Genomic DNA, 24,902 nt, shown 5'->3' with positions numbered 1-24,902 from the left:
ACGACTCCTTGACCCCTGAGATTCGGACAGTGTAGACATCCCGCCAGTGGATGTTTACGTAAACATTGCCTAGTCGAAATCGCACGAGAAGGCCGCTAACCAGTACAACTCGCACCCGTAGGCCCCGATCTCTGCCCCCCGCCGGGACGCGCGGACGCAGAAGAGCTGGAGTACTCGAGATGGCACACCGCACCCGCAAGAGGAGGCTCCTCGGGGCCATCGGCGTCACCGCCGTGGCGACCGGAACCATCCTGGCCACCACCACCCTGCCCGCCGCGCACGCCGAGCCCACCGCTCAGGCGGCCGGGGTCACCGTCCGCCCCGACCCCTCCTACCAGCAGGAGAAGTTCGAGGGCTGGGGCACGAGCCTGGTCTGGTTCGCCAACGCCACCGGCGACTACCCGCCCGCGGTCCGCGAGAAGCTCTACAAGCTCCTCTTCGGCGACGAGGGCCTCGCGCTGAACATCGCCCGCTACAACATCGGCGGCGGCAACGCCCCGGACGTCAAGGACTACCTGCGGGCCGGCGGGGCGGTCGAGGGCTGGTGGAAGGCCCCGGCGGGCACCACCCGCGAGGACGTCGACTGGTGGGACGCCGAGGACCCGGCCGACTGGAACAGACACGCCGACAAGACGCAGCGCTGGTGGGTCGACCGCATCAAGAAGGACATCACCCACTGGGAGACCTTCAGCAACTCCCCGCCCTGGTTCATGACCGAGAGCGGCTACGTCTCCGGCAACTTCGACGCGGCCAAGGACCAGCTGAAGCCGGAGTCCGTCGAGGACTTCGCCAAGTACCTGGTGGGGGCCACCGAGCGGCTGGAGAAGGCGCACGGCATCAAGGTCGACACACTCGACCCGTTCAACGAGCCGAACACCAACTACTGGGGCACCAAGCTCGGCCCGGACGGCGAGCCGACCGGCGGCCGCCAGGAGGGCGCCCACATGGGCCCCGAGCTCCAGCAGAAGGTGCTGCGCGCGCTCGCCCCGGTCCTGGAGAAGTCCAGGAGCGGCGCGGAGATATCCGCGATGGACGAGACCAACCCCGGCACCTTCGCCACCAACTGGAACTCCTACCCCCAGGAGGTCCGCGACCTGGTCGCCCAGATGAACGTCCACACCTACGGCACCGGCCAGCGCACCACCGTCCGCGACCTGGCCAAGGCCGCCGACAAGCCGCTGTGGATGAGCGAGGTCGAGGGCGACTGGGGCGACGGCCAGAGCTTCACGGACATGCGGCCCGGTCTGGGCCTCGCCCAGCGCATCGTCGACGACCTGCGTGAACTGGAGCCCCGTGCCTGGGTGTTCTGGCAGCCCGTCGAGGACTACGACAACATGAAGCCGGGCGGCGAGTCCGCGAAGGGCGGCAACTGGGGCGAGATCCAGCTCCCGTTCAGCTGCACCTCCAAGGACACCCTCGAAACCTGCCCGATCTACACCAACACCAAGTTCGACACGGCCCGCAACTTCACGCACTTCATCAAGCCCGGCGACCGGCTGATCAAGACGGACGACACCTCCAGCACCGCGGCGATCTCCCGCAAGGGCGACGCGGCGACGGTCGTCCACGTCAACAGCACCACCGAGTCCCGCGAGGTCACCCTCGACCTGTCGAAGTTCGGCCGGGTCTCCTCCCACGCCACCGTCACCCCCGTGGTGACCAGCGCCGACGGCAAGCTGGAGAAGCAGAAGGCGGTCCGGGTCTCCGGCAGGCAGGCCACGGTCACCGTGCCCGCCCAGTCGGTGACGTCCCTCCTCGTCAAGGGCGTGTCCGGCGTCGCCAAGGACGCGGCCGAGCTGAAGAAGGGCCACACCTACCGGCTGACCGGCGTCCAGAGCGGCAAGGACCTCTCCCTCGCCGACAACGGCACGGGTCTGGTCATCAAGAGTGCCAACGCCTCCGACCCCGGCGGTCAGCAGTGGCGGGTGGAGCAGATCCGCGGCACGGACAACCGCAAGCGGTACGTCTTCACCGAGGCCGCCTCGGACAAGCGCCTGGCCGTCCGCGACGGCGCCCTGGTCGCCGAGCCCGACGAGGGCCGCCGCGACAAGGCCACCGAGTGGATCACGTCCACGACCGGCGACGGCACCTGGACCCTCGTCAACGCCGCCACCGGCCAGCTCCCGGACGTCGCGGGACAGTCCACGAACGAAGGCGCCCGGGTCGGCCTCTGGCAGCCGAACTCCGGGTCCAACCAGCGCTGGAAGGTCACGGATGTGACGGGCAGCTAGCACTTCGCGAGGCGTACGCCCTGTCCGACGCCCCCGCCTGCCGCCGCCGCACGGTGCCGGCAGGGCCGGGGGCGTTGCGCTGGGAGCACTCCGCAGCCAGGGCCCTATTCCGGTGGCGGGCGGGGTGCCTCTCGTCGATGATCGCTCGCATGACCTCAACGGTGGAGAACATTGCGATCGACTGTGCCAACGCCTATCGGCTGGCACTCTTCTGGAGCGAGGTGACCGGACAGCCGCTGCATCCCGAGGATCAGCCGGGTGACAAGGAGACCGAGGTCATGCTGCCCGGCGGCCCGGCCTTGTACTTCAACGAGGTTCCGGAGCCGAAGTCGGGGAAGAACAGGATTCACCTCTGCCTGCGCCCGGACACCTCGCGGGAACCGGAGGTCGAGCGGCTGCTAGGGCTCGGCGCCTCGCTGGTCGACGATCTCCGCAAGCCCGACGGCCGGGGCTGGGTCATTCTCGCCGACCCGGAGGGCAACGAGTTCTGCGTGCTGCTGGCGGAATCGGAGCGAGCCGCGTTGTCCTCCTGACCTCGGCCGGTCAGGCGCAGGCGGCCCTCACACCCCGAACAACTCCGCCGCGTTGTCGTGGCACACCGCCCGCAGCCAGTCCTCTCCGAGGTCCAGCCGTTCCAGGGCGTGGAGTTGCTCCACGTACGGATAGGGGATGTTGGGGAAGTCGGAGCCGAGCAGGACGCGGTCGCCGAGGTCGGCCAGCCGGGGCAGGGCCCGGCGGGGGAACGGCATGAGGCCCTCGGTGAAGTCGGTGAACGCCATCGTCGTGTCCAGCCGGACCTCCCCGTACCGCTCGGCCAGGCCGAAGAACTCCTCGTACTCGGGCATCCCCAGGTGCGCGACGACCAGCCGCAGCCGGGGGTGCCGGGCCAGCACCCGTGCGATCGGCTCGGGCCCGGTGTGCTTGCCGGGCGCGGGCCCGGAGCCGCAGTGGATCACCACGGGGATCTGGGCCTCGGCCAGCAGCCCCCACGCCGGCTGGAGGAGTTCGTCGGCCGGGTCGTACGCCCCCACCTGCACATGCGCCTTGAAGACCCGCGCACCCGCCTCGACGGCCTCCCGGACGTACGCCTCGACGCCCGGTTCGGGGTAGAGGGTCGCGGTGTGCAGACAGTCGGGAGTGCGACGGGCGAAGTCGACCGCCCAGCCGTTCAGCCAGCGGGCCATGCCCGGCTTGTGGGGGTACACCATCGCGGTGAAGGCCCGCACGCCGAACTCCCGTAGGATGGCGGCCCGTTCCGCCTCCTCCTTCCGGTAGGTGATCGGCCACTCCAGCCCGCCGGTCATCGGCCCGAGCGAGTCGAAGTAGCCCCACACCTTGCGCAGCACCCGCTCGGGCATGAAGTGCGTGTGCACGTCGACCAGCCCGGGAAGCCCGAGCCGCTCCCGGAAACGGCGGACCTCACCGGCCTCCGCGATCGTGGACGCGTCACCGTCAGTGGGCGCGGCAGCTGCCATGCGGTGATCGTCCATGTCGCCCACGATCGCGCCGGGGGCGGGGACGAGTCCACTCCTTTGCGCGAGGGGCGCGTGAGGGATCCGTCACCCGGGCCTGTGTGGGAGTGGGAGCGGTGTTACTGCCCAGGGCCGGACTCCGGCCGCCGAGCCGGACGCCGGTCACCGGTCGTGCAGGCGGGCCGCCTCCACGCGGTGCAGGTGGATCAGCACGTCATGGCTGCGGGCAAGTGCTACGTCGTGCTCCGGCTCCGGGTATGCGGTGCCGATGCTACGGGTCGGCCGGGCCTCCCGCAGCCAGCTCCGGGCCGGTTGCGGCGCGCTCCGCAAGTCGACGACGTAGTCCCGGTGGCGCACCCGGTCGAGTGTCCGTTCGTTGGTGCCGGGCCCCGCCGGGCCGAGGGTGAACTGCCGCACCTCGTCCTCGGGTCCGGTCGCGTTGAACGAGCCGCGGGCAAAGGTGAGACCGATGCTGACGTACGCGTCGCCGAACCGATCGCGCAGGAACGCGCCCTGCATCTTCGGGTAGTGGACGGGGTCGTCCGGAACGTAGGCGATGTGTGCGTTGTGCGCCGCCAGCAGGACCTTGTCCCCCGTGTGCTCCGCCCACCAGGCCACGTTGTCAGCCATGACCGAGTCACGGAAGCGCCTGGCGGCCCGGAGCTGCTCCGAGTCCTCGAAGTCGAAGGCGTAGCCGCGCGCGGTCTGGTCGACGGCCGTGGCGTGCCGCACCGCCCAGTCATACGCTGCCCGGTCGGCACCCGGCGCCTGCTGCTTCAGCAGCTTCAGAGCCTGACCGGTCCGGTCCGCCCTTTCCTTTCGTTCGGCGTACGGCATGTGCAGGTACTGCTCGATGTACGCGCCCGCCGCCATCGTGGGCCGCAGTCCTCGGTACAGCGAGGTGAAGCGGGCGAGGAGGCCGGGGTGGGCGCGGGCCACGTAGCCGGTGACCTCGTCGTACAGCTCGGGGCCGGCCCACGCGAAGTCGTCGCCCATGAATTGGACCGGGTCGTCGGGGTGTCGGCGGTTGTACGACCGCATCCATTCCACGAGGGCCAGATACTCGGCGTTGTTCCACCACAGGTAGTCCCGCTGGAACTCCTCGCGCATGATGCGCCGCGGGTCCCCCTCGCCGCGCAGCACGTAGGCGTTGAGGCGCAGGCCGGTGCTCCAGGGGGCTTCCAGGGCGAAGGTACGGAAGCCCTGTTCCTCGACGAGGTGGCGGAAGACGCGGTGTCTGAGGGCGAAGAACTCGTGCGAGCTGTGGGTGGCCTCGCCCAGGCCGACGACCCGAGCGTCACCGATCATGCGGTCGAGGCGGCGCAGGTCGCGGGTGTCCCCACCCGGTTCGACGGTGCGCAACCGGTGGGAGGCGCGATCGAGGGCGTCGACGACGGTGGTGGCGGATTCGGTGACATGTGCGGTGGTCGGTGCGCTGGTCAGTGCGCTGGTCGTGACTGCCGGGCCGGCCGGCACAGCCACGGCCGGGACGCCGACCGCGACGGCGCCGAGTGTGACGAGCAAGGTCAGAGCGATGGCGGTCCGATGCCGTGTCATGATCCAAGGCTCCTGCCGCGCGGCCACGGAAACCATGCGGTTGACCGCCGACCTGAGGTGGGGGAGGCCTCCAGGCAGAAACGGGGGTTTTCCGCAGCGCACAGGCACTCTTCGCTTGCCACGCTGCCACCGTCGCCGGCGAGGAGACCGGCGGCACCATGACGCGGGCGGCAGACGGTAACAGCGGCCATTCGTCCCGCCCCGCCCGTCCAGCCCGGCACGCCGATGGACGCGCGGTCGGACGGGCCGGGCGGGTCGGCCGTCTGTCGTCGGGTTCGCTGCCAGCTTGGTCGTTCGTCGTCCTGTCTCCGAGGATGCTCAGGGCCGGAGATGCCGGGGCCGTGGTGCAGTCAAGTCGGAGGGGTTAGAGGTGAGTTCGAGCACGGGGAAGCGAATCGGCGAAGAGATCCTGATCGTCGGGGCCGGTGTGGTGGGGGCCTCGGTCGCCTATCACCTCACCCGGCTGGGACACGACCGCGTGACGGTGCTCGACGCCCGCGAGCGTGCCGTACTCTCCGGATCGACCGGCCTGACGCCCGGCTTCGTGGGCCAGCTCAGCACCACCCCGGAGCTGACGGTGCTGGCCAAGGACAGCGTCGCCGCCTACCGCGCGCTCTCGGAGCCCGCACCCGCACCGGTCTTCTGGCAGGTCGGCTGCCTGGAGGTCGCCACCGGCCTGGCCCGCCTGGAACAGGCTCACCAGGACGTCGAGCAGGGCAGGCGGGCAGGGCTGGAGGCGCGGGTCCTCGATGCCGCCGAGACCGTCGCCCTGGATCCCGCGCTGGTCGACCCCAACCGCGCCTTGGGCGGGCTGTTCATGCCGTCCGACGGCGCCGCCGACCCCGCCGCCTCACCCACGTCCTCGTCGAGGCCGCGGAGAAGGCCGGAGCGCGCTTCCACTTCGGCACGCCGGTACGGGCGCTGGAGACCGAGGCCGGCCGGGTCGTCGGCGTGCGAGCGGGCGAGGACGGCAGGCTGCTGCGGGCCGACCGGGTCGTGCTGGCCACCGGGATCTGGGGGCCGGTGCTGGCGGCGGAGGCCGGGCTGCGACTGCCCATGGTGGCCGTCCAGCACCCGTACCTGTTCACCGAGGAACTGCCCGGTCTCTACGACACCCCCATCGACGCACCGATCGTCCGCTACCCCGAGCACACCGTCTGCACCCGCCGCCACGGCCGCCGCTACGGACTGGGCAGCTACGCCCACACGCCCCTCCCGCTGACCCCGTCGGCCGCGCTCGTCTCGGCGGAACTCCCCTTCTCCAAGACCGACTTCGGTGCCGCCCTCGAAGAGGCCACCAGCCTCGTACCCGCCTTCCGCACCGCGCCGAGGGGCCGCCACCTCAACGGCGTGTTCGCCATGACCCCCGACGAACTCCCGCTGGTCGGCCCCGCCTCTGGCCTGGCCGGACTGTGGTTCGCGGAGGCGTCCTGGGTCACGCACGTCGGCGGTGTCGGCCGCCAGCTCGCGAACATGCTGCTGGAGACCGGCGACCTGTTCGTCGACCCCGACCGGCTGGCCCCCGACCGCTTCTCCTCCTGGAGTCACCAGAAGGTCCGCGAGACGGCGCTGGCCCACTACCAGGGCATCTACGACGCGCACTGAGCCCTGTCGGTCGTCGGGGAGGGCAGGCCCGTTCAGTCGATGCGCGCACACAGGTCGTCCGTCGTCCCGTGGAGGAGTCGTACGGACTTGTATCCGGTGGGGCTGATCTCCATCGTGTAGACGCCGTCGACGAGGTACAGGCCGCGCGGCAGACTGCCCTGGTCCTGGCCGACCCCGACGAGCACCGGCCCGTGCACGGCCCAGAGTTGGGAGCCGTCGGGCCGGTGCTCGACGACGGCCGAGCCGCTCGCGTCGGCGTCGTAGGAGGCGCCGGTCCCGGTGTTCGTGACGCGTACGACCAGATCGCCCTTGTAGGCGACCCGTCGCACGGAGCCGTCGGGGTAGGTGCTCAGCACGCGCCGCACCACCTCGTCGACGACCGGTTCGCCGTGGACGGGGAAGTCGCACCGCACGCCGGCGCCGACGTCCCACGGCGCGGCGGGTGCCGGTTCCCAGCCCTTCGCCGGCGCGGCGACCGTCTCCGCGGACGCGGGGTGCGTCCCGAGGAGCACGGCGGCAAGTGTCAGCGTCGCGAGGGCGGTTCGGCGCATGGTTCTCCCTGGGCAGAGGTGTGGAAGGAGGTGGCGTATGCCAGTCTCTCCCCGGCCTCTGACCAAAGCCTGACCATCGACGTCCCGTTAGGCTGCCGGACAGTCATGGAGTTCCAACTGCTCGGTCCGTTCGCCGCCCGCCACGAGGGGCGGCAGGTGCCGGTGGGCGGCCGCCGCCAGGAGCGGTGCCTGCTGGCGGTGCTGCTGCTGCACGCGGGCCGCGCCGTCCCGACGGACCGCCTCATCGACCTGCTGTGGGACGACGAGCCGCCCGCCTCCGCCCGTGCCACCGTCCACACCTACGTCGGCCGCCTGCGCGCCGCGCTCAGGCCACACGGGGTGTCCCTCGAGACCCGGCACGACGGTTACGGCGTGGAGCAGGGCCCCCACCGGATCGACGCCCAGGAGTTCGTCGGGCTCGTCGGGCAGGCGGCCGATGCCGGTGACCCGGCGGAGCGGATCCGCCTGTACGACCAGGCCCTCGGGCTGTGGCGCGGCCCGCTGCTCGCGGACGTGGCCGACGACCGGCTGCGCTCGCGCCTCGGCGGCGGGCTGGGCGAACTGCGCCTGACCACCGGGGAGCGGCGAGCTGAGGCCCAGCTCGCCATGGGTCTGCACGATCGTGTCGTGGCGGACCTGACGCCACTGCTGGACGAGCACCCGACCCGGGAGCGGCTGGTCGGCGCCCAGATGACCGCCCTGTACCGCGCGGGCCGCCAGGCCGATGCGCTCCAGTTGTACGGCCGCACCCGCGACCTGCTGGCGGACGAACTCGGCATCGAGCCAGGGCGCGAACTGCGCACGCTCCACGAGCGCATGCTGCTCGGCGATCCCCGTCTGGACCGGCCCCCCGGGCCCGTCTACGCGGCCCGGGTCGGCGACCAGTGGCTGCCGTGGAGTACGAGCGGACACCCGGCGCTGGAGTTCTGCAACACCTACGCCGGGTGGGGCGGGGAGCGGCTGCCCGGGTCGGACTGGCTGCGCGGCTACGCCACGCTCGCCGTGTGGGCCGGTCACCTCGACCTGATCGAGGACCGGCAGGTCACCCGCCTGCGCGAACAGGCCCTGCGGCAACCGGCCGAGGCCGCCGCCGTTCTCGACGAGGCCCGGCGGTTGCGTACGGACCTGTACGCCTGCCTGACCGATCCGCAGGACGGCCGGGCGTTCAAGGCGGTGGCCGGGGTCGTGGAGGACGCCGCCCGGCTGTCGGTCTTCAGCCGTGGCGAGGACGGTCTCGGACGCTGGCAGCCGTCGCCCTCCGCCGGTCTGCGCCTGCCCGTCTGCGCGGTGGCCCGCAGCGCGGGCGAACTGCTCGCCGACCCGAGGCGCTTCACCGTCCGCGGCTGCCCCAGCCGGGACTGCGGCTGGCTGTTCCTCGACGAGAGCGGGCGGCGGCGGTGGTGCAGTCTGGCGACGTGCGGCGCCAAGCGGTCGGGCGGGGGCCGGTTACAGGCGCGGATGACAGGCGGCCGATGACAGGCGGCGGATGACAGGCAGCCGGTGACGGGTCGCTTCGGCACCGGCGTCCGCACCGAACCGGCAGCACTCCTCATGGGATGCGGCCCGGCCGGAACCGGAACCGGTCCGTAGCCGCCAGCACCGCCTCCGTCAGGGCATCGCCCGACAGCCCGTGCCCCTCCTCGCCGATCAGCACGAGCTCCGCGTCCGGCCACACCCGGGCCAGCCGCCACGCGACGTCCGGAGGGCCGCTGATGTCCATCCGCCCGTGGACCAGCACGCCCGGGACGCCGGCGAGCTTCCCGGCGTCGCGCAGCAGCGCCCCGTCCTCCAGGAAGCCGGCGTGCCGCCAGTAGTGCGTGACGAGGCGGGCGAAGCGCAGCCGGAAGTGCGGGTCCTCGTAACGGGGATCGGGCTTGTGCCCGGGGTGCGTGGACACGTGGACGTCCTCCCACCGGCACCACTCCCGCGCGGCCCGCTCCCGTACGGCCGGATCGGGGTCGGCGAGCATCCGGGCGTACGCCTCCACCAGACTGCCGTCGCGCTCCCCCTCGGGGACGGCGTCGCGGAACCGGGCCCATTCCTCGGGGAAGATCCGGCCCATGTCCCGCGTGACCCACTCCACTTCGCGGCGGGTGGTGTTGGTGACGCTGAAGAGGACCAGCTCGGACACGCGTCCCGGGTGCTGCTCGGCGTAGGCCAGCGCGAGGGTCACGCCCCAGGAACCGCCGATGACGAGCCATTCCCCGATGCCGAGGTGCCGCCGGAGCAGTTCGATGTCGGCGATCAGATGCGGGGTGGTGTTGGCGTCGAGCGAGGTCCGCGGATCGGCGGCGTCGGGTGTGCTGCGCCCGCACCCGCGCTGGTCGAAGAGGACGATGCGGTACGCCGCCGGGTCGAACAGCCGACGCCAGAACGGCCCCGCCCCGGACCCGGGCCCGCCGTGGAGCACGAGGGCGGGCTTGCCTGCCGGATTCCCGCAACTCTCCCAGTACACGCGGTTGCCGTCGCCGACGTCGAGCATGCCGTGCTCGTACGGCTCGATGGGGGGATAGAGCTCGGTCATGCCAGACGCACTCTCCTCGGCCCTCGGGGCCCCGGGGGGCGTCCGCAGATATAACAGCGCTGTTAGATTAGCAGTGTGAACAGCGTGAGGAATCAGCCTGATCCGGTCGCCGTAGGCACTCTGCTCCGCCACGTCCTGGAGCTGCTCGACGGCGACGTGGCCAAGGTCTACGAGGAGCAGGGCCTCACCGAGTACCGGCCCCGCTTCTCCCCCGTCGTACGGGCACTCCTGGCCGAAGGCCCGCTGTCGGTGCGCGACTTGGCCGCGACGGTCGGTGTCACGCACTCGGCCGCGAGTCAGACGGCGGCGCAGATGGCCCGGGCGGGCCTGGTCACCCACACCCCCGACCCGCTGGACGCCCGCCGCCGCCTGGTCGGCCTCACACCGAAGGCCCACGCCCTGCTGCCGCGGATCGAGGCGGAGTGGGAGGCCACGGTGGCGGCGATGGCGGAGCTGGACGCGGAGCTGTCGATGCCGTTGGGGGAGCTGCTGAGGGAGGTGGCGCAGGCGGTGGGCCGGCGGCCGTTCCGGGAGCGGGTCGCGGCGGCGTATCGGGGCCGAGGGGGCGGTCCTCCGTCGTGACGGGGCCGCATTGGGGGAGATTCACGGATCCGGCTTGACCCTCACGTTGCGTCAGGCCGGAAGGTGGGGTGCATGAGCGACTACTACGACGCGTTCGAGATGAGTCCCGTGCCCCCTCCCGGCCCGGATGCGGTTCCGCCGGAGCCGCTCCGTGGCATCTATGGAATGCCCGCGTTCGTGACGATCCCCACGAGCGATCTGGCGGCGTCGGTGGACTTCTGGGTTCGCGGGCTCGGGTTCATCGAGCTGTTCAGCATCCCCGGCAGGGTTGTGCACCTGCGCCGGTGGGCGTTCCAGGACGTACTCCTCGTCCCGGCACCGAGCGTTCCGGAGCAGGCACCGCAGATGAGCGTCAGTTTCTCGTGCGTGCTCAGCCAGGTCGATTCCCTTGTCGAGGCCTGTCGTGCCTTGCGCCCGGACTCGGTCGACGGTCCACGGGACACTCCCTGGACCACCCGCGACGTGGAGGTGATCACCCCGGAGAACGCACGGATCGTTTTCACCGCGGCCAAGCCCCTCGATCCGGCCAGTCAGGAGGCGCGGGACCTTGCAGCCGTCGGGATCACCCCACCCGGTTTCGATCGCGGCGACAATGAGGAGCATGCCTGATGTCACTGATGCCGATGGCCTGACCGTCGGTCAGGTCTCGGGGCGTCTGGGCGTGACGGTCCGCGCGCTGCACCACTGGGACGAGATCGGTCTGGCGCGACCCTCGCTGCGCACGGCCGCCGGATACCGGCTCTACACCGCCGGCGATCTGGAACGCCTGCACCGCATCGTCGTCTACCGTGAGGTCGGTCTCGGCCTGGACAGGATCCAGGCCATCCTGGACGACTCGGCGGCAGACGTGCCCGGCGCGTTGCGCGCGCAGCGCGCCCAGGTCGCCGAACGGATCGACCGCCTCCAGCAGCTCAGCGCCGGACTGGACCGGATGATCGACGCCCACGAGCGCGGCCTGCTGCTGACCGCCGAGCAGCAGGCCGCGATCTTCGGCCCCCAGTGGAACCCGGACTGGCCCGCCGAAGCCCGTCAGCGCTACGGGGACACGACGCAATGGCGGCAGTACGCCGAGCGCTCGGCCTCTCGTGGTCCGGAGGAATGGCAGGCCGTCGCCGACGCCATTGCCGGCTTCGAGCGCGCCCTCGGGGAGGCGGTGGACGCCGGCGTCACACCTGGCAGCCCGGAAGCGAATCGACTCGTCGAGTGGCACCGCGAAGTCTTTGCTTCGTACTTTCCCCTCACCAGGCAGATGCAGGTCTGTCTCGGCCGCATGCATGAGGCCGATCCGGGATTCGCCGCCCACTACGACGGCATCCGCCCCGGCCTTGCCACGTGGTTCCGTCGAATCATCGACGCCGATGCTCGCGCCCACGGCATCGACCCCGACACCGCGACCTGGGAGTAGGGCGCGGTGCACCGGCTGTCGTATGGCGCTGGTGCGACTCAGCCGTACAAGGCCACCCTCGGCAACACGGTCCCCCGGGCCTCGGGGTTCACCACCGTGACCCGGTACCGCTCCTTGAGCTGCTCCCCCGCCCCCAACGTCCGCTGCGCGCCCACGAGATCCGTGAACAGCGTCCCCGTCTGGCTGCCCGGCTGCACGGCCATCCAGCAGTCATGTCCCGTGCGCCGCTCGACCTTGACGTCCGACGGCGCCAGGTACGGCCCGGCGTCCGGGGACGTCACCAGGAGCTGCGGGGCGACGGTCGTGGGCGTCGGCGTGTTGTTGCGGTAGGTGACGGTGAACTCCTGGGGGGCGTCGGCCCGGAGGGGGCTCGTGGGCAGGTCCACGAAGTCCGTGGGTATGGCGGGCTCCTGCGCCTGGGAAGCCGTGACGGTCACCGCCGCGGCGACCGCCGGCGTGGCCGCGAGGGCGGGTCCCGCCGTGGCCAGGCCGGTGACGGCGACGACGGCTGCGAGGAGGGCGACTCTGATACGGCTGTTCTTCGACGACACGTCGGCTGTTCCTTCGGGTGGGGGGAGGAATTCGCTCAGGTGAACTGGTCGGCCGTTCCCGGCGCTTGACCAGACTAGGCCTCAGACTACGCAGCGGATCCTAGGCAGCGCCCCGGCCCCCGCGGATCGGCCGAACGGCCGAGGCACCCCGCATCGCCGCCGCGCACCCCCCACCGTTCCGAAAGTGAACGGCACCGCAACTACCGCGGGTATGGGAGAGATCGAGTGGACGTAGGTCCACAAGGCCGATCTTCTTCCCCTCCCCCTCCAGGTGAACTAGAAACTTCAACGACCCAGCCGCACCACAGGGGTGCTCGACGGCACATGCGCCGCGCCCGAGGGGGAATCAACACAGTGACCAAGCAAGTTCAAGGACGGAGCCGGTCCGCCGCCCGCGCACGCAGACGCCTCCCGCGTCTGAGGATCGCCATCGCCGCCGCCGTCTCCTTCGCTCTCGCCGGAACCGCCGCCCAGGTGATGGCCGCCCAGCCGGACGGGAGCGACGGGCAGCCGCCCGTGCCGTCGTTGTCCTGGTCCGACTGCCCCAGGGCGGCTTCGAGTGCGCGAACGCCGACGTGCCGTTGGACTACCGCGATCCGCAGGGCAGGACCATCACCCTGGCGGTCATCCGCAAGCAGGCCCCGGACCAGGCCAAGAAGAAGGGCACCCTCTTCCTGCAGCCCGGCGGGCCCGGCAACTCCGGCGTGGACTTCGTGCGCGGCAACTACGCCGACCTGCCCGCCGCCCTGCGCGACTCCTTCGACGTCTTCGGCTACGACGTACGCGGCGTCGGGCGCAGTTCACCGGTCACGTGCTGGGACGACCAGACGTACACCCAGGCCATCACCGCCGCCAAGGGCGTCCCCGGCCCGGACGCCTACGAGCCCGCCGTGCGCCAGGCCGCCGCGTTCGGCCAGGCCTGCCAGGACAACGCGGGCGATCTGGTGCCGTACGTGGGCACCGAGTACGTCGCCCGTGACATCGACCTGCTGCGCCAGGCCCTCGGCGAGGACCGACTGACGTACTACGGCCGGTCCTTCGGGAGTTACATCGGCACCATCTACGCCGCCATGTTCCCCGAGCGGGTGCGCGCGCTCGCACTCGACGGCGCCTACGACCCCGAGCACTACGCGAACCAGCCCTACGCCTACGACCGTCCCCAATACCTCGCCCTGGACGGCGCGATGAGGCGCTTCCTCGGCTGGTGCAAGGCGGACCAGGACACGTGCGGGTTCGGTGACGGCGACCCCCGGGCCGCGTTCGAGAAGCTCAAGGCCGACCTCGACGCGAGCCCCGTACCCACCGCCAACGGCGGGCAGGCGAACGGCTACACCCTCGTCTACCGCCTCCTGTTCAACATCAACGAGGGCAAGGTCATCTGGCCCTCCCTCGGCGAGGCCCTGCGCAAGGCCCAGCAGCGCGACAACACCTCCTTCCTGCTCCGGCCGCCGTCCGCGGCCAGCTACGACTTCCTCAACCCGAACGTGGTCGTCGAGTGCGTCGACAAGGCCTACCCGAGCGACCCGGCCCTGCTGAAGCGGCAGGTCACCACCAACGCCAGGCTGGCGCCGCTGCTCGGTCCGGCCCTGGCGTACGGTCCGCCGCTCTACGACCACCAGCACGCCACCGCCTGCGCCCAGTGGCCCGGCGAGCGGGTCAGCCGCTACGACGGTTCCTTCCGGGCGGAGGGCTCCGCGCCGATCCTCGTGCTCGGCACCACCGGTGACCCGGACACCCCCTACCGGGACGCGGTGGCCCTGTCCCGGGAGCTCGACAACGGCCGGCTGCTCACCTTCGAGGCCGAGGGGCACACCGCCTTCGGGCGCAGCGCCTGCGCGACGGACGCCGTCACCGGTTACCTGGTGGACCTGAAGGTCCCGGCGCGCGGCACGACCTGCGCGGACGAGACCCAGCCGCCGTCCTCCACGCCGAAGGTGGCCCCGCCCGGCACGACCCTCGGCGAGCTCCGCAACGGTGTGAACGACCGCCTGGACCGCCTCGGCTTCCTGCGCTGACCGACCGCACCACGGCACCCCGGGTGCCGGGCCACCACCAGGCCCGGCACCCGTTCCCACCCCGGGCTCCAGCCCGTTCCGGACCCCGGTCGTGGTCAGCACCCGGACCGTCACCGCCGCCGACACCCTCGACGTGGCCATGGCGCCGGCGGGCGGCCAGGCGGTCGTCCTGACGCCGGGCTGAGCCCGGGGCGGGTGGGGTTTTCCCCAGGGCCCGGGTCCACCGACCGGTGGACGGCAGGTTCAACCGAGTACCTCTGTCCGGCAACTGCCCTGCTCAGCAAGCATTCTGGGCATGAACTCATTATCTGTGCGCGTGGCGCGCTGGAGCGCGCGACATCCCTGGCGGGCGATCGTCGGCTGGCTGGCGTTCGTGGTGCTGTGTCTGGGGGTCGGCAGCGCCGTCGGCACGAACAGCGCGAAGACGGCGGACTACCGGGTCGGTGAGGCCGGCCGCGCCGAGGCCCTGGCGGCCGAGGCGCATCTGGAGCGCAGGGCCGCCGAGCAGGTGCTGATCTCCTCCCGGTCGGGCGGTGCCCTCGACGAGGGCGCCGCCCGGGCCGCCGCGGACGACCTGACCGACCGGATGCGTAAGCTGCCCGAAGTGGCGGGCGTGGCCGACCCGTTGCTGTCCGAGGACCGCCGGATCCTGATGGTCGAGGTGGCGCTGAAGGGCGAGGAGCGGGACGCGAAGGACAAGGTCGACGCGCTCGTGGCGCGGACCGCGGCGGTGCAGAAGAGCCACCCCGGGCTGCTGCTGGAGGAGACCGGAAGTCCCTCCGTCAGCAAGGGGGTCGACAAGCAGCGCAGTGACGACCTGGCGCTGTCCGAAGCGATCACCCTTCCCATCACCCTGGTCACGCTGATGGTGGTGTTCGGGTCGGTGACCATGGCCGGGGTGCCGTTGCTGCTGGCGCTGTCGTCGATCGCGGCGGCGGTCGGGCTCTCCATGGTCGTCTCGCACGTGTCGCCCGACGCCGGGGTCGGCACGAACGTCATCCTGATGATCGGCCTCGCGGTCGGCGTCGACTACACGCTCTTCTACCTCAAGCGCGAGCGGGAGGAACGGGCCCGCTCCGGAGGACGGCTCTCCTCCGAGGCGCTGGTGGAACTGGCCGCCGCGACCTCGGGCCGGGCGGTCGTGGTCTCCGGGCTCGCGGTGGTCGCCTCCACGGCGACGCTGTACCTGGCCTCCGACGTGATCTTCTCCTCCCTCGCGACCGGCACCATCATCGTCGTCCTGGTCGCGGTGGCCAGTTCGCTGACGGCCCTGCCCGCGCTGCTCGTCAAGCTGGGGCGGCGGGGGGAACGCCGGGCACTGCGGCGGGCGGAGCGCGGAAAGCCGGCGCGGCGGGTACGCGGCGGGACAGGCGGCGGCCGGATGTGGAGTGCTCTGCTGCGGCCCGCCGCCCGGCATCCCTTCGCGACCCTGTGCGTCTCGGTCGTCGCGCTCCTCGCCCTCGTCGTCCCGCTGGCCGGACTGAAGATCACGGAGATGAGCCGGGACACGCACTCCCGCGACATTCCCGCGATGAAGGTCTACGACCGGCTCAACGAGGCGTTCCCCGAGCAGCGGGTGACCCACCAGGTCGTCGTGCGTGCCGACGCCTCACGGTCGGGGGAGGTGGGAGCCGCGCTGCGTGAGGTGGCCGAGCGTGCCGCAGCCGACCCGCTGTTCACCGAGGCCTCGCGCATACGGTCGTCCGCCGACGGGCGCACCAGCACCCTCGAACTGAAGGTGCCGCACCTCGGCAACTCCGACGAGGCGTACGACTCCCTGGACCGGCTCCGGGACGACTTCCTGCCCGCGACCGTCGGCCGGATCAGCGGCGCCGAGTACGGCGTGTCCGGGGACGTCGCCCGCTACGCCGACTATCCCGCCCACCAGAACGGCAAACTGCCCCTGGTGCTCGGCGCGTTGCTGCTGGTGACGTTCGCGATGACCGTGTACGCCTTCCGTTCGGTGGTGCTCGGGCTGCTCGGCGTCGCCCTGAACCTGCTGTCCGCGGCGGCGGCGCTCGGGCTGCTCGTCCTGGTCTTCCAAGGGACGTGGGCCGAGGGCCTGCTGGACTTCCAGTCCACCGGGTCGATCGGGTCGCGGGTGCCGCTGTTCCTCTTCGTCATCCTCTTCGGGCTGTCGATGGACTACCAGGTGTTCGTGGTGAGCCGCATCCGGGAGGCCGTACTCGCGGGCGTGCCCACACGGCAGGCGGTGCTCGACGGGATCCGTTCCTCGGCGAGCGTGGTGACCAGCGCGGCGGTGGTGATGACGACCGTGTTCACCAGCTTCGTCTTCCTGCACATCATCGAGATGAAGCAGATGGGCTTCGTCCTGGCGGCGGCCGTGCTGATCGACGCGTTCGTGGTCCGGGTCATGGTGCTGCCGGCGGCGATGCTGCTGCTGGGCGAGGCGAGCTGGTGGCCCTCGCGCCCGGGGCGCCGGGCGACGGCTGCCCCGGAGAAAAGGTCGCCCTCCCTCCCGGCGGTCGACGTACGTTGATCGGCATGACCGCTCTCGCCGGGTCCACCCCCGACGCCCTCTGGGCGACCTCGCTGCGCCGCTGGAACGCGGTGTGCTGGCTGCTGTTCGCCGTGATGGCCTTCGGGCTGGTCGCCATGGACCGGCCCGGCGGGAGCAAGTACGTGGCGCTGGCCCTGCTGGGCGGGGTGGTGCTGTCGTACGCGGTCCTGAACCGCTTTCCGTCCCATCCCGTCGTACGGCACGTCTATCTGTCGGTACTGGTGATCGCGTTGGGCGGGCTGGCGTATCTGCGGGGCAACTACGCGGCGCTGTTCATGGTGACGCTTCCGCACTACTGGATGTTCGGGCGGACGCCGAGGGCCTCGATGGCGTTCCTGGGGCTCGCCACGGCCGCCACCCTGGCCGCGAGCGTGCTGCGGCAGGACGGCTGGACGGTGGAGTTCTTCACCGAGACGCTCGTGTCCACGGTGCTCGTCGTCGCCGTGGGGGCGCTGATCGGGCTGTGGGCCCATTCGGTGGTCGGGCAGAGCGCCGAGCGGGCGAGGCTGATCACCGAACTGGAAGAGGCCCAGGCCGAGTTGTCCGAGGCCCACACGCGTCAGGGCGCGGCGGACGAGCGGGAGCGGATGGCGCGGGAGATCCACGACACCCTCGCGCAGGGCTTCGCCTCGATCATCGTGCTCGCCGAGGCGGCCCGGGCGGGCCTCGACGCCCACCCGGAGCGCAGCGCCCAGCAGTTGCGGTCGATCGAGTCGACGGCCCGGGAGAACCTCGCCGAGGCCCGGGAACTGGTCGGCTCGCCCCGGCGCCCCGGCCAGGCGGCCGCCGGTTCGGTGGCGCAGACCCTGCGCCGGACCCTGGACCGTTTCGCCGAGGACACCGGCCTGACCGTCGACGCCGACCTGGCGGACCTGGACTGTGACCAGCAGACCCGGATCGCGCTGCTGCGCTGCACCCAGGAGTCCCTGGCCAACGTGCGCAAGCACGCCCGCGCCTCCACGGTCGGCGTGGTCCTGGCCCGGCAGCCGTACGGCGTGGAGCTCGAAATAACCGACGACGGGAGAGGGTTCGTCGTGGAGTCGTCGACGGGCTTCGGCCTGGACGGCATGCGTAAACGGCTGGCCGAGCTGGGCGGGAGACTGACGGTGACGAGTTCGGTGGGCGACGGGACGCGGGTGCTGGCGCTGATACCGCAGGGGGTGCAGGCATGACCGGCGGACCGCTCCGCGTCATCGTCGTGGACGACCACACCGTCATGCGGGCCGGCGTCGTGGCCCTCCTCGCCTCCGACACCGGCATCGAGATCGTCGGCGAGGCGGGCGACGGCCGCGCGGCCCTGGACCTCGTCGAGTGCCACGAGCCCGATGTCGCCCTGGTCGACCTGCGGATGCCGGTACTGGACGGCGTGGCGACCACGACCGAGATCGTGCGGCGCTTCCCCCGCACCCGGGTGCTGATTCTGACGACGTACGACACCGACGCGGAGATCGAGCGCGCGGTGGAGGCCGGGGCGATCGGCTACCTCCTCAAGGACACCACCCGTGAGCAACTGGCCGACGCGATCCACGCGGCGGCGCGCGGGGAGACGGTGCTGGCGCCCCGGGTCGCCGAACGGCTGGTCGCCCGCATGCGCCAGCCCGCCCAGATCCCGCTCACCGCCCGGGAGGCGGATGTCCTGAACGCGGTCGCGGACGGCCTGACCAACGCCGAGATCGGCCGCCGCCTCGTCATCGCCGAGGCCACGGTGAAGACGCATCTGCTCCGGCTGTTCGCCAAGCTCGACGTCAACGACCGCACCAGGGCGGTGGTGGTGGCGATGGAACGGGGACTGTTGCGCAGGCCTGCCGGCACGGAGGGCGCTTGACAGCGGCGGGTTCCTCCGGGACGGAGGGCCGGGCGGAACTCAGCGTCGCCGGGCCGCCGCGTAGCGGTGAGCGAGAGGGTGCTGGAGTCCAAGATGCCGGAACTGGTAGACGGTGCCCACCCGGCGCAGCACTCCCCGGGCCGCGTGGGCGTCCGCCAGGAAGCCCATCAGGCGCCACGGTATGTGCCCCCGCCCGGCCAGGAGGAACCGCACGGTGACGAATCGCCACCAGAGTGATCCGCCGGTGGCCACGAAGGTGCCGAACGCCAGGCCGACGGGCAGGCCCAGTTCCGGACCGGCCCCCAGCCCGATCGCGACAGCGGCCATGGAGCCGCTCACCAGCCACAGGCCCAGGAACGCACGGCGGTCCTTGACGAAGAGGTCACCGGGACTGACCGCGGCCGCGGTCGTGGGAATGTGGGCGCCGAGTCCGCCCGCCAGCGCGCCCATCAGGCCGGCCGCGAACGCGGTCGCCACGCCGTTGTCGCCCCCGGACGGCAGCCCGAGCACGAGCCCCGCGACAGCTGCGGCCTCGGCTCCGACGCCGACGAAGACAGGCCTCCGTGATCTGTTCACGGGCCGGCCGAGCCGATGTCCACCACGCGGGCCCAGGCCGGGGGCGAGTCCGGGACGTACTCGGGGTTGGTCTCGTCGTAGGCGTGGCCCCGGTACCGGCGCGGGAACAGGCCGATCACCGTCCGGCACGGGGGTCGGGTGCTCGGCCAGGGGGTCTGGCCGTCGGTCAGGGCCACGATGACGTCCGGGGCCGGGCGGGTGCGCAGCGCCCGGGTGAAGCCGGTGCGCAGGTCCGTGCCGCCGCCGCCCGTCAGCGGGATGCCCTCGGCACGGCACAGCGTGTGCACGAACCGGGCCGACGCGTCGCACGGCACCACCGTGACCAGGTCGCGCCGGCCGCCCACGGCCCGGGAGATCGCGGTGACCTCCAGGAGCGCGCTGCCCAGCTCGGCGTCACTGACCGATCCGGAGGTGTCGATGATGACGGACACCCGGGGCGGCCGCCGTCTGATGCTCGGCAGCACGGCGCCGGGCACGCTCGCCGAGCGGCGGGCCGGGCGGCCGTAGGTGTAGTCCTCGCCCGCGCCGGGTCCGGACGCCGCCGAGCGGACGGCCGCGCCCAGCAACTCCCGCCACGGCTGAGGTGGGTGGAAGGCCTCGTCGGCCCAGCGCCGCCATCCCTGCGAGGCGTTGCCGGGACGGCCCGTGATGCCCTGCGCCACCCGGAAGCGGACGGCGTCCCGCTCCTGCTCGCTCAGGCCGTGCGCACCGTCCGGGCCAAGCTCCCACTCCCTGTCCAGGCCGTCGGCGCCGCTGCCGCAGTCCAGCCAGGCCAGGTCCCGCATCCGCGGGCCGAGGCGGAACTGCCACAGGTAGTCCTCCATCAACTGGCCTTCCGGCAGGCCCAGTCCCTCCGGGTCGACAGCGCCCTCCGGGCGGGCCAGCCCTTCGCCGTACACGTCGTCGTTGATCTCCAGGTCCGCGGCGATGTTCATCCGCAGCCGCTCCGCCGGGCCGCTCAGCCCGCGCTCCCGAGCGACCCGGTCACCGCGCCGGTGGTGGTCGCGCAGCAGGTGCGACACCTCGTGCACCCACACGCCGGCCAGCTCCTCGACGGGCGTACGGTCCACGAACGCCGGCGACACGTAGCACCGCCAGTACCGGTCGACGCCCATCGTCGGGACCCGCCGCGACTCGACGACGTGCAGGGCGAACAGGGCCGTCGCGAGGTACGGGCGGACCCGGGCGGCGTGCAGACGGGCGGCGAAGAGCTTGGCGCGGTCGAGGGTGCCGGGCGTTTGCGGGGCTTCGGCCGTAGCGGGGGTGTACGGCGTCGGCGGCGTGTCCGTCGGCGGCGGCGTGCCGGGCGTCCCGGGGACTTCGGCCGCTCCGGGTGTGCATGTCGGCGGACGCGTGTCTGTCGTCGTCGGTGGCGGTGTACCGGACGCCTGCCCGGTCATCGGTGCCCTCGGCCTGTCCCTCGTCAGCGGCGCCCTCGGCGCGTCCCTCGTCATCGGCCCGCCTTCGCCGTGGCCGCCGGCTTCGTCCGGGCCGCCGCGTCGTCCGCTCGGCGGGACAGGGACACCACCCCGGCGAGACTCTCGATCGCCGCCGGTACGTCCCAGTCGTCCCGGCGCAGTGCGGCGAGGGTGGTCGCGGGGACGACCACCACGTCCGGGGGTCCGCTCTCCACCGCCCTGACCAGGAGCGCCCACGCCGCGTCCCAGCGGGACTTCTCCGGACGGCTGCGGACCGCGGCCACGACACCGTCCAGCGCGGCCTGGCGCAGATCCCCCCGCTCGGGCAGGACCGCACCGTCCGGGTCGGCCAGGAGCGTCTCGGGGTCCGGGAGGTCCATCCGGTCCATGCTCGCCAGCAGTTCGAGACCCGGGCCGTCCCCGACCGTGCCGCGTACCAGCAGGGACAGGACGTCCCGGGAGGAGCCGGCGGCGGTCGCGAAGGCGATCAGGTGCAGTGTCATCTCCCAGCTCCGGGGAGACGGCCAGGGCCCGCCCCGGCGGGTTTCCCCGCTGGGCAGCCGGTGCACGAGCCCGGGGCGTGCGGTGAGCAGCCCGCACACGGCACGCCGGGCGAAGGCCACGGCCTCCGGCAGCTTCCGGGGGTCGAGGCGGGGCAGGGTCGCCCGGGGCCAGGTCCCGCCGAGGCCGCGTACGACGACCTCGGTGTCGTGGGCCCACTGGAGATGGACGAAGCGGTTGGCGAGCGGCGGGCTCAGTTCCCAGCCGTCGGCGGCCGAGGAACGCGGGTTGGCGGCGGCCACGATCCGCACACCCGGCGGCAGCCGCAGTGCACCGATCCGCCGCTCCAGCACGAGCCGGAGCAGGGCGGCCTGAACGGCGGGCGGCGCGGTGGAGAGTTCGTCGAGGAAGAGCAGTCCCCGGCCGGCCCGCACCAGTCGTACGGCCCAGTCCGGCGGGGCCATCGGAACGCCCTGTTCGGCGGGGTCGTCGCCGACGATCGGCAGCCCGGAGAAGTCGGACGGCTCGTGCACGCTGGCGATCACCGTGGTCAGCGGCAGGTCCAGGGCCGTGGCGAGCTGGGTCAGGGCCGCCGTCTTGCCGATGCCCGGCTCGCCCCACAGCAGCACGGGCAGGTCCGCGGCCACGGTCAGGGTCAGGGCCTCCAGTTGGGTGTCGGGTCGGGGTTCGGTGGTGGTGTCGCGCAGCAGGGACAACAGGTCGCCGGCGGTTTCGAGTTGCGTGGCGGTGTCGGGCTCGGTGGACGGGGTGCGTGTGGGCATGTGTGATCACCTGTGGGTCTAGGAGGTCTGAGGGTTCCGGGGGAGGCAGAGCGACGTCACATGTGGCGTGGGTGCGGGCCGTGGTCGCGGGAGCGGCGGCGGTCCCAGGGGCGCAGACTGCCGGGCGAGGGTCCGGCCAGGCCCGCCCGGAACAGCCCGTAGGCGATGCGCCGCCGCGCGGCCGTCTCCAGCGCGTCCCGCAGCGGGCCGTTGCGCAGCACCGCCTCAGGGCCCAGCAGGCCCTCCACGACGGCCAGCGCACCGGCGACGTCGCCGTGGTCGAGGCGTTCGCGGACGCCGGTGAGGCAGTCGGGGCGGCGGTGTGCCTCGTCGATGGCCCGCAGGCAGGGCAGCGGGGTTCCGCCGAGGGCGACCAGCAGTTCCTCGCGGCGGATCTCGGCCGGGTCGTGGTCCAGCGCGGCGAGCGCACCGTCGACCAGACCGATGCGGTGCCGGGCGCCCCGGCACTCCACCAGCCGTGGATCACCGGACCGGCCCGGGTCGCGGGACGCGGGGGGCGGCGCACCCACCCCCAGCGCCGAGGCGACCAGCGGATGCAGCCGTCCGGCGCCGATCGCCCCGGTCCTGAGCAGTTCCAGGTCGGGCAGCACCCAGGTGGCCGCGTCGGGCAGGACGGGCAGTGCGGGGTCAGGGGCGTGCGTGTTCACCACCGCGGCCCCGTCGGACACGTCCAGAACCAGCCGGTTGCGCGCCCCGAGCCGTACACAGACCCTGCCGCCCGACCGGCCCTCGGCACGCAGCAGGATCTCCGCCTCGGCCACCCACCGGTCGACGGCACAGTGGTGCCCCGGCGGCAGCAGGCCGGTCGGTTCCGTATCCACGGCCAGGGCCGAGCGGCCGTCGACGGGCGGTCCGTCAGCCCCGCACCGCATCCCCAGCTCACCGGCCCGGCGCACGTCCCACAGGTGGCGGTGCAGGTCGAGACGGAACCGCCGGCTGGGACGCGGATGCGGATGGCGGCGGTCGGCCGCCTCCGCGTGGGACGCGTCCCACAGCGCGAGGCTGATCCGCTGACCGGCGTCCGCCCAGGCCGGCGGGGTCCGCACCACGAGGTGCAGCGGGCTCACACCGTCCCGCCCGGCCGCGTCGTACCGGGCCAGGGTGACGGTCAGCCCCGGCCGCAGCAGCCCGTCGGGGGCGATCCTCGGCAGGTGCCAGCGCAGCAGGTCGGGGGCCAGGTGACGGAGGTCGGTCCGGAGCCGGGCGGCGAGCTCCCGGCCGTGGACTCGGGCCACGGCACGCGGCTGGAGGTCGACGTCGACGTTCGCGGCGGCGCACGCGCCCGCCCAGTCCCCGGCTCGGCGCCGGGCGGTCGCGGTCTCGATCATGGCGGGCGGCACGGCGAACTCGCGCACGCGCGGCCAGAAGGAAAGCGAGGGTTTCCCGTTCGCGGTGTGGGTGAGCATCAGCACTCACCTGGAGCGGACGGGACCCCCAATCTGTCAACGCAGTGAGTCGTCATCGCGACGGATGCTAGTGGCCCTCGCTCCCTTGCGCAGCCGATTAATGCCGAGGCTCATACGACATGCGACTCGGGCCGGATCTCCGCCCCGTCCCGGAAGCGACCGGCGGCGAGCGGGCCGACATCGACGCAGGGCGTGCGGTCCAGGCACAGGTCGCGGACGATCTCCCCCACCGCCGGGGCCTGGAGGAAGCCGTGACCCGAGAACCCGGTGGCGTAGAGGAAGTTGACGACTTCCTCCGAGCGGCCGATGAGCGCGTTGTGGTCGGGGGTGACCTCGTAGAGCCCGGCCCAGCCGCCCGCCGTCTCCAGGTCCGCGAGGGCGGGCGCGCGACGGCGTGCGACCTCGCGGAACAGCTCCAGCCACTGCGGGGTCCAGGTCGTGTCGAATCCGTCCGGCTGGGCGGGGTCGGCCAGGCCGAGCAGGAGACCGTCGTCGCTGTTGTGGAAGTACGCGGAGGACGTGAAGTCGATGGTGAAGGGGATGCGCGGGGCGGGGGGCGTGAGCGGGACGGTGAAGGCCAGTTGGCGCCGCACCGGCCGCACGGGGAGCGGGACGCCGGCCATCTCGCCGATCCGGGCCGACCAGGCGCCGGCGGCGCAGATCACCGTGGCGCAGTCGATCCGCCCGCGGTCGGTGTGGACGGCCGTCATCCGGTCGCCGGCGGTGTCGAGGCCGGTGACGGTGGTGTGCGTCGCGAGGACGGCCCCGGCCCGGGCCGCCGCCCGCGCGTAGCCCTGGACGACCAGTCCGGGCCGGGCGTGGCCGTCGGCGGGCGAGTGGGCGGCGGCCACCAGTCCGTCGGTGCTGACGTAGAGACACAGCCGGCGAGCCTCTTCGGGGGTGGTCATGCGGCTGGGGACGCCGAGGGAGTTCTGCAGGCGCACACCGGCCTCGAAGTCCGCGGCCTGCTGCTCGGTGGTGAGCAGGAAGAGATAGCCGACGGTGTCGAGCCGGATGTCGGCGCCGGGCCGGTCCGGGAAATCGCGGAAGGCGCGCAGACTCCGGCTGCCCAGTTCGATGTTGAGCGGGTCGGAGAAGTGCGCCCGCACGCCGCCGATCGGCTTGCCCGAGCTGCCGCAGCCCAGCTCACCGCGTTCCACGACGACGATGTTCCGCACCCCGGCCTCGGCCAGGTGGAAGGCGATGCTGGCGCCCATCACGCCGCCGCCGATGATCACGACGTCGGCGGTGCGGGGAACGGTGGGGAAGACGGGTGAGGAGGTCAACGGGCCGTCCCTTCAGGCGTTGTGCGGGTGTGCCTGCATCCACGGCACGTCACGATCACAAGCGGCGTCATTG

Annotated in this window: 19 protein-coding genes and 3 pseudogenes; 12 read left to right on the top strand and 10 right to left on the bottom strand. The window is 72.3% G+C overall.

Annotation, left to right across the window (positions count from 1 at the left end):
* Window positions 1-179: 179 nt before the first annotated feature.
* Both ACIBNA_RS14840 and ACIBNA_RS14835 read left to right on the top strand, forming a co-directional pair.
* Window positions 180-2,231, top strand: coding sequence for a glycoside hydrolase (locus ACIBNA_RS14840; protein ID WP_399165609.1), 2,052 nt, complete (start codon window positions 180-182; stop codon window positions 2,229-2,231).
* 149 nt (window positions 2,232-2,380) lie between these two features.
* Window positions 2,381-2,764 (top strand): VOC family protein, encoded by a 384-nt coding sequence (locus ACIBNA_RS14835; protein ID WP_399165608.1) that lies wholly within the window; start codon window positions 2,381-2,383, stop codon window positions 2,762-2,764.
* 27 nt (window positions 2,765-2,791) lie between these two features.
* Here the strand turns inward: ACIBNA_RS14835 and ACIBNA_RS14830 are convergent, their stop codons facing one another.
* Window positions 2,792-3,721 (bottom strand): amidohydrolase family protein, encoded by a 930-nt coding sequence (locus tag ACIBNA_RS14830; RefSeq protein ID WP_399165607.1) that lies wholly within the window; start codon window positions 3,719-3,721, stop codon window positions 2,792-2,794.
* A gap of 144 nt (window positions 3,722-3,865) precedes the next feature.
* Window positions 3,866-5,260, bottom strand: coding sequence for an erythromycin esterase family protein (locus tag ACIBNA_RS14825; protein ID WP_399165606.1), 1,395 nt, complete (start codon window positions 5,258-5,260; stop codon window positions 3,866-3,868).
* 370 nt (window positions 5,261-5,630) lie between these two features.
* On the opposite strand from ACIBNA_RS14825, the pseudogene ACIBNA_RS14820 reads away from it, so the two are divergent.
* Window positions 5,631-6,050: pseudogene (locus ACIBNA_RS14820) on the top strand (NAD(P)/FAD-dependent oxidoreductase); the annotation flags it as partial.
* A pseudogene (locus ACIBNA_RS14815) lies at window positions 6,047-6,865 on the top strand (NAD(P)/FAD-dependent oxidoreductase); the annotation flags it as partial. The pseudogenes ACIBNA_RS14820 and ACIBNA_RS14815, both read left to right, overlap by 4 nt.
* 32 nt (window positions 6,866-6,897) lie before the next feature.
* On the opposite strand, the gene ACIBNA_RS14810 reads toward ACIBNA_RS14815, so the two are convergent.
* Window positions 6,898-7,416 carry a hypothetical protein gene (locus ACIBNA_RS14810; RefSeq protein WP_399165605.1) on the bottom strand — a complete coding sequence of 173 codons (519 nt, stop codon included), beginning with the start codon at window positions 7,414-7,416 and terminating at the stop codon, window positions 6,898-6,900.
* Between the two features lie 105 nt (window positions 7,417-7,521).
* On the opposite strand from ACIBNA_RS14810, the gene ACIBNA_RS14805 reads away from it, so the two are divergent.
* Window positions 7,522-8,892, top strand: coding sequence for a BTAD domain-containing putative transcriptional regulator (locus ACIBNA_RS14805; protein WP_399165604.1), 1,371 nt, complete (start codon window positions 7,522-7,524; stop codon window positions 8,890-8,892).
* Between the two features lie 73 nt (window positions 8,893-8,965).
* Here the strand turns inward: ACIBNA_RS14805 and pip are convergent, their stop codons facing one another.
* Window positions 8,966-9,940 carry a prolyl aminopeptidase gene (gene pip / locus ACIBNA_RS14800; protein ID WP_399165603.1) on the bottom strand — a complete coding sequence of 325 codons (975 nt, stop codon included), beginning with the start codon at window positions 9,938-9,940 and terminating at the stop codon, window positions 8,966-8,968.
* A gap of 84 nt (window positions 9,941-10,024) precedes the next feature.
* Here pip and ACIBNA_RS14795 point away from each other — a divergent pair, with 84 nt between their 5' ends.
* The 3 genes from ACIBNA_RS14795 (at window position 10,025) to ACIBNA_RS14785 (ending at window position 11,927) form a co-directional block, all read left to right on the top strand.
* The gene (locus ACIBNA_RS14795; RefSeq protein ID WP_399165602.1) at window positions 10,025-10,522 is read left to right on the top strand and encodes a MarR family winged helix-turn-helix transcriptional regulator; all 498 of its coding nucleotides are present in this window, start codon (window positions 10,025-10,027) and stop codon (window positions 10,520-10,522) included.
* Between the two features lie 72 nt (window positions 10,523-10,594).
* The gene (locus ACIBNA_RS14790; protein ID WP_399165601.1) at window positions 10,595-11,131 is read left to right on the top strand and encodes a VOC family protein; all 537 of its coding nucleotides are present in this window, start codon (window positions 10,595-10,597) and stop codon (window positions 11,129-11,131) included.
* A complete protein-coding gene (locus tag ACIBNA_RS14785; RefSeq protein WP_399165600.1) occupies window positions 11,124-11,927 on the top strand; it encodes a MerR family transcriptional regulator in 804 nt (267 codons plus the stop codon). Before ACIBNA_RS14790 ends, ACIBNA_RS14785 begins: the two co-directional genes overlap by 8 nt.
* Window positions 11,928-11,965: 38 nt before the next feature.
* Here the strand turns inward: ACIBNA_RS14785 and ACIBNA_RS14780 are convergent, their stop codons facing one another.
* On the bottom strand, window positions 11,966-12,478 hold the full coding sequence (locus ACIBNA_RS14780) for a signal peptide protein (RefSeq protein ID WP_399165599.1): 513 nt from the start codon (window positions 12,476-12,478) through the stop codon (window positions 11,966-11,968).
* A 324-nt stretch (window positions 12,479-12,802) separates the two neighbouring features.
* On the opposite strand from ACIBNA_RS14780, the pseudogene ACIBNA_RS14775 reads away from it, so the two are divergent.
* The 4 genes and pseudogenes from ACIBNA_RS14775 to ACIBNA_RS14760 all read left to right on the top strand — a co-directional run bounded on the left by ACIBNA_RS14775 (window position 12,803) and on the right by ACIBNA_RS14760 (window position 18,839).
* A pseudogene (locus tag ACIBNA_RS14775) lies at window positions 12,803-14,493 on the top strand (alpha/beta hydrolase).
* Window positions 14,494-14,788: 295 nt separating this feature from the next.
* A complete protein-coding gene (locus ACIBNA_RS14770; RefSeq protein ID WP_399165598.1) occupies window positions 14,789-16,993 on the top strand; it encodes an MMPL family transporter in 2,205 nt (734 codons plus the stop codon).
* A 5-nt stretch (window positions 16,994-16,998) separates the two neighbouring features.
* Window positions 16,999-18,186 carry a sensor histidine kinase gene (locus tag ACIBNA_RS14765; protein WP_399165597.1) on the top strand — a complete coding sequence of 396 codons (1,188 nt, stop codon included), beginning with the start codon at window positions 16,999-17,001 and terminating at the stop codon, window positions 18,184-18,186.
* Window positions 18,183-18,839, top strand: coding sequence for a response regulator (locus tag ACIBNA_RS14760; RefSeq protein ID WP_399165596.1), 657 nt, complete (start codon window positions 18,183-18,185; stop codon window positions 18,837-18,839). Before ACIBNA_RS14765 ends, ACIBNA_RS14760 begins: the two co-directional genes overlap by 4 nt.
* A gap of 39 nt (window positions 18,840-18,878) precedes the next feature.
* On the opposite strand, the gene ACIBNA_RS14755 is transcribed toward ACIBNA_RS14760, so the two are convergent.
* The 5 genes from ACIBNA_RS14755 to ACIBNA_RS14735 all read right to left on the bottom strand — a co-directional run bounded on the left by ACIBNA_RS14755 (window position 18,879) and on the right by ACIBNA_RS14735 (window position 24,829).
* Window positions 18,879-19,415, bottom strand: a complete 537-nt coding sequence (locus ACIBNA_RS14755; protein WP_399165595.1) for a hypothetical protein — start codon at window positions 19,413-19,415, stop codon at window positions 18,879-18,881.
* The gene (locus ACIBNA_RS14750) at window positions 19,412-20,815 is read right to left on the bottom strand and encodes a VWA-like domain-containing protein (RefSeq protein ID WP_399165594.1); all 1,404 of its coding nucleotides are present in this window, start codon (window positions 20,813-20,815) and stop codon (window positions 19,412-19,414) included. The genes ACIBNA_RS14755 and ACIBNA_RS14750 overlap by 4 nt, the downstream gene beginning before the upstream one ends.
* A 50-nt stretch (window positions 20,816-20,865) precedes the next feature.
* Entirely contained in the window at window positions 20,866-22,116 is a 1,251-nt protein-coding gene (locus ACIBNA_RS14745) for an AAA family ATPase (RefSeq protein ID WP_399165593.1), read from the bottom strand.
* A 56-nt stretch (window positions 22,117-22,172) separates the two neighbouring features.
* Window positions 22,173-23,543 carry a hypothetical protein gene (locus ACIBNA_RS14740; protein ID WP_399165592.1) on the bottom strand — a complete coding sequence of 457 codons (1,371 nt, stop codon included), beginning with the start codon at window positions 23,541-23,543 and terminating at the stop codon, window positions 22,173-22,175.
* A 110-nt stretch (window positions 23,544-23,653) separates the two neighbouring features.
* A complete protein-coding gene (locus ACIBNA_RS14735) occupies window positions 23,654-24,829 on the bottom strand; it encodes an NAD(P)/FAD-dependent oxidoreductase (protein WP_399165591.1) in 1,176 nt (391 codons plus the stop codon).
* Between the last annotated feature and the right edge of the window lie 73 nt (window positions 24,830-24,902).

Source organism: Streptomyces sp. NPDC050164 (genome assembly GCF_044459945.1).
Classification (GTDB): domain Bacteria; phylum Actinomycetota; class Actinomycetes; order Streptomycetales; family Streptomycetaceae; genus Streptomyces; species Streptomyces coeruleorubidus_A.
Note: the sequence above shows the minus strand (reverse complement) of the source record. Positions and strands in the feature narration are given on the sequence as shown.

What these genes read in the sequence shown, in the direction of transcription:
- ACIBNA_RS14840 (WP_399165609.1), top strand. Translation starts at nt 180, where the DNA reads ATGGCACACCGCACCCGCAAGAGGAGGCTCCTCGGGGCCATCGGCGTC.
- ACIBNA_RS14835 (WP_399165608.1), top strand. Translation starts at nt 2,381, where the DNA reads ATGACCTCAACGGTGGAGAACATTGCGATCGACTGTGCCAACGCCTAT.
- ACIBNA_RS14830 (WP_399165607.1), bottom strand. Translation starts at nt 3,721, where the DNA reads ATGGACGATCACCGCATGGCAGCTGCCGCGCCCACTGACGGTGACGCG.
- ACIBNA_RS14825 (WP_399165606.1), bottom strand. Translation starts at nt 5,260, where the DNA reads ATGACACGGCATCGGACCGCCATCGCTCTGACCTTGCTCGTCACACTC.
- ACIBNA_RS14810 (WP_399165605.1), bottom strand. Translation starts at nt 7,416, where the DNA reads ATGCGCCGAACCGCCCTCGCGACGCTGACACTTGCCGCCGTGCTCCTC.
- ACIBNA_RS14805 (WP_399165604.1), top strand. Translation starts at nt 7,522, where the DNA reads ATGGAGTTCCAACTGCTCGGTCCGTTCGCCGCCCGCCACGAGGGGCGG.
- pip (WP_399165603.1), bottom strand. Translation starts at nt 9,940, where the DNA reads ATGACCGAGCTCTATCCCCCCATCGAGCCGTACGAGCACGGCATGCTC.
- ACIBNA_RS14790 (WP_399165601.1), top strand. Translation starts at nt 10,595, where the DNA reads ATGAGCGACTACTACGACGCGTTCGAGATGAGTCCCGTGCCCCCTCCC.
- ACIBNA_RS14785 (WP_399165600.1), top strand. Translation starts at nt 11,124, where the DNA reads ATGCCTGATGTCACTGATGCCGATGGCCTGACCGTCGGTCAGGTCTCG.
- ACIBNA_RS14770 (WP_399165598.1), top strand. Translation starts at nt 14,789, where the DNA reads ATGAACTCATTATCTGTGCGCGTGGCGCGCTGGAGCGCGCGACATCCC.
- ACIBNA_RS14765 (WP_399165597.1), top strand. Translation starts at nt 16,999, where the DNA reads ATGACCGCTCTCGCCGGGTCCACCCCCGACGCCCTCTGGGCGACCTCG.
- ACIBNA_RS14760 (WP_399165596.1), top strand. Translation starts at nt 18,183, where the DNA reads ATGACCGGCGGACCGCTCCGCGTCATCGTCGTGGACGACCACACCGTC.
- ACIBNA_RS14750 (WP_399165594.1), bottom strand. Translation starts at nt 20,815, where the DNA reads ATGACCGGGCAGGCGTCCGGTACACCGCCACCGACGACGACAGACACG.
- ACIBNA_RS14745 (WP_399165593.1), bottom strand. Translation starts at nt 22,116, where the DNA reads ATGCCCACACGCACCCCGTCCACCGAGCCCGACACCGCCACGCAACTC.
- ACIBNA_RS14740 (WP_399165592.1), bottom strand. Translation starts at nt 23,543, where the DNA reads ATGCTCACCCACACCGCGAACGGGAAACCCTCGCTTTCCTTCTGGCCG.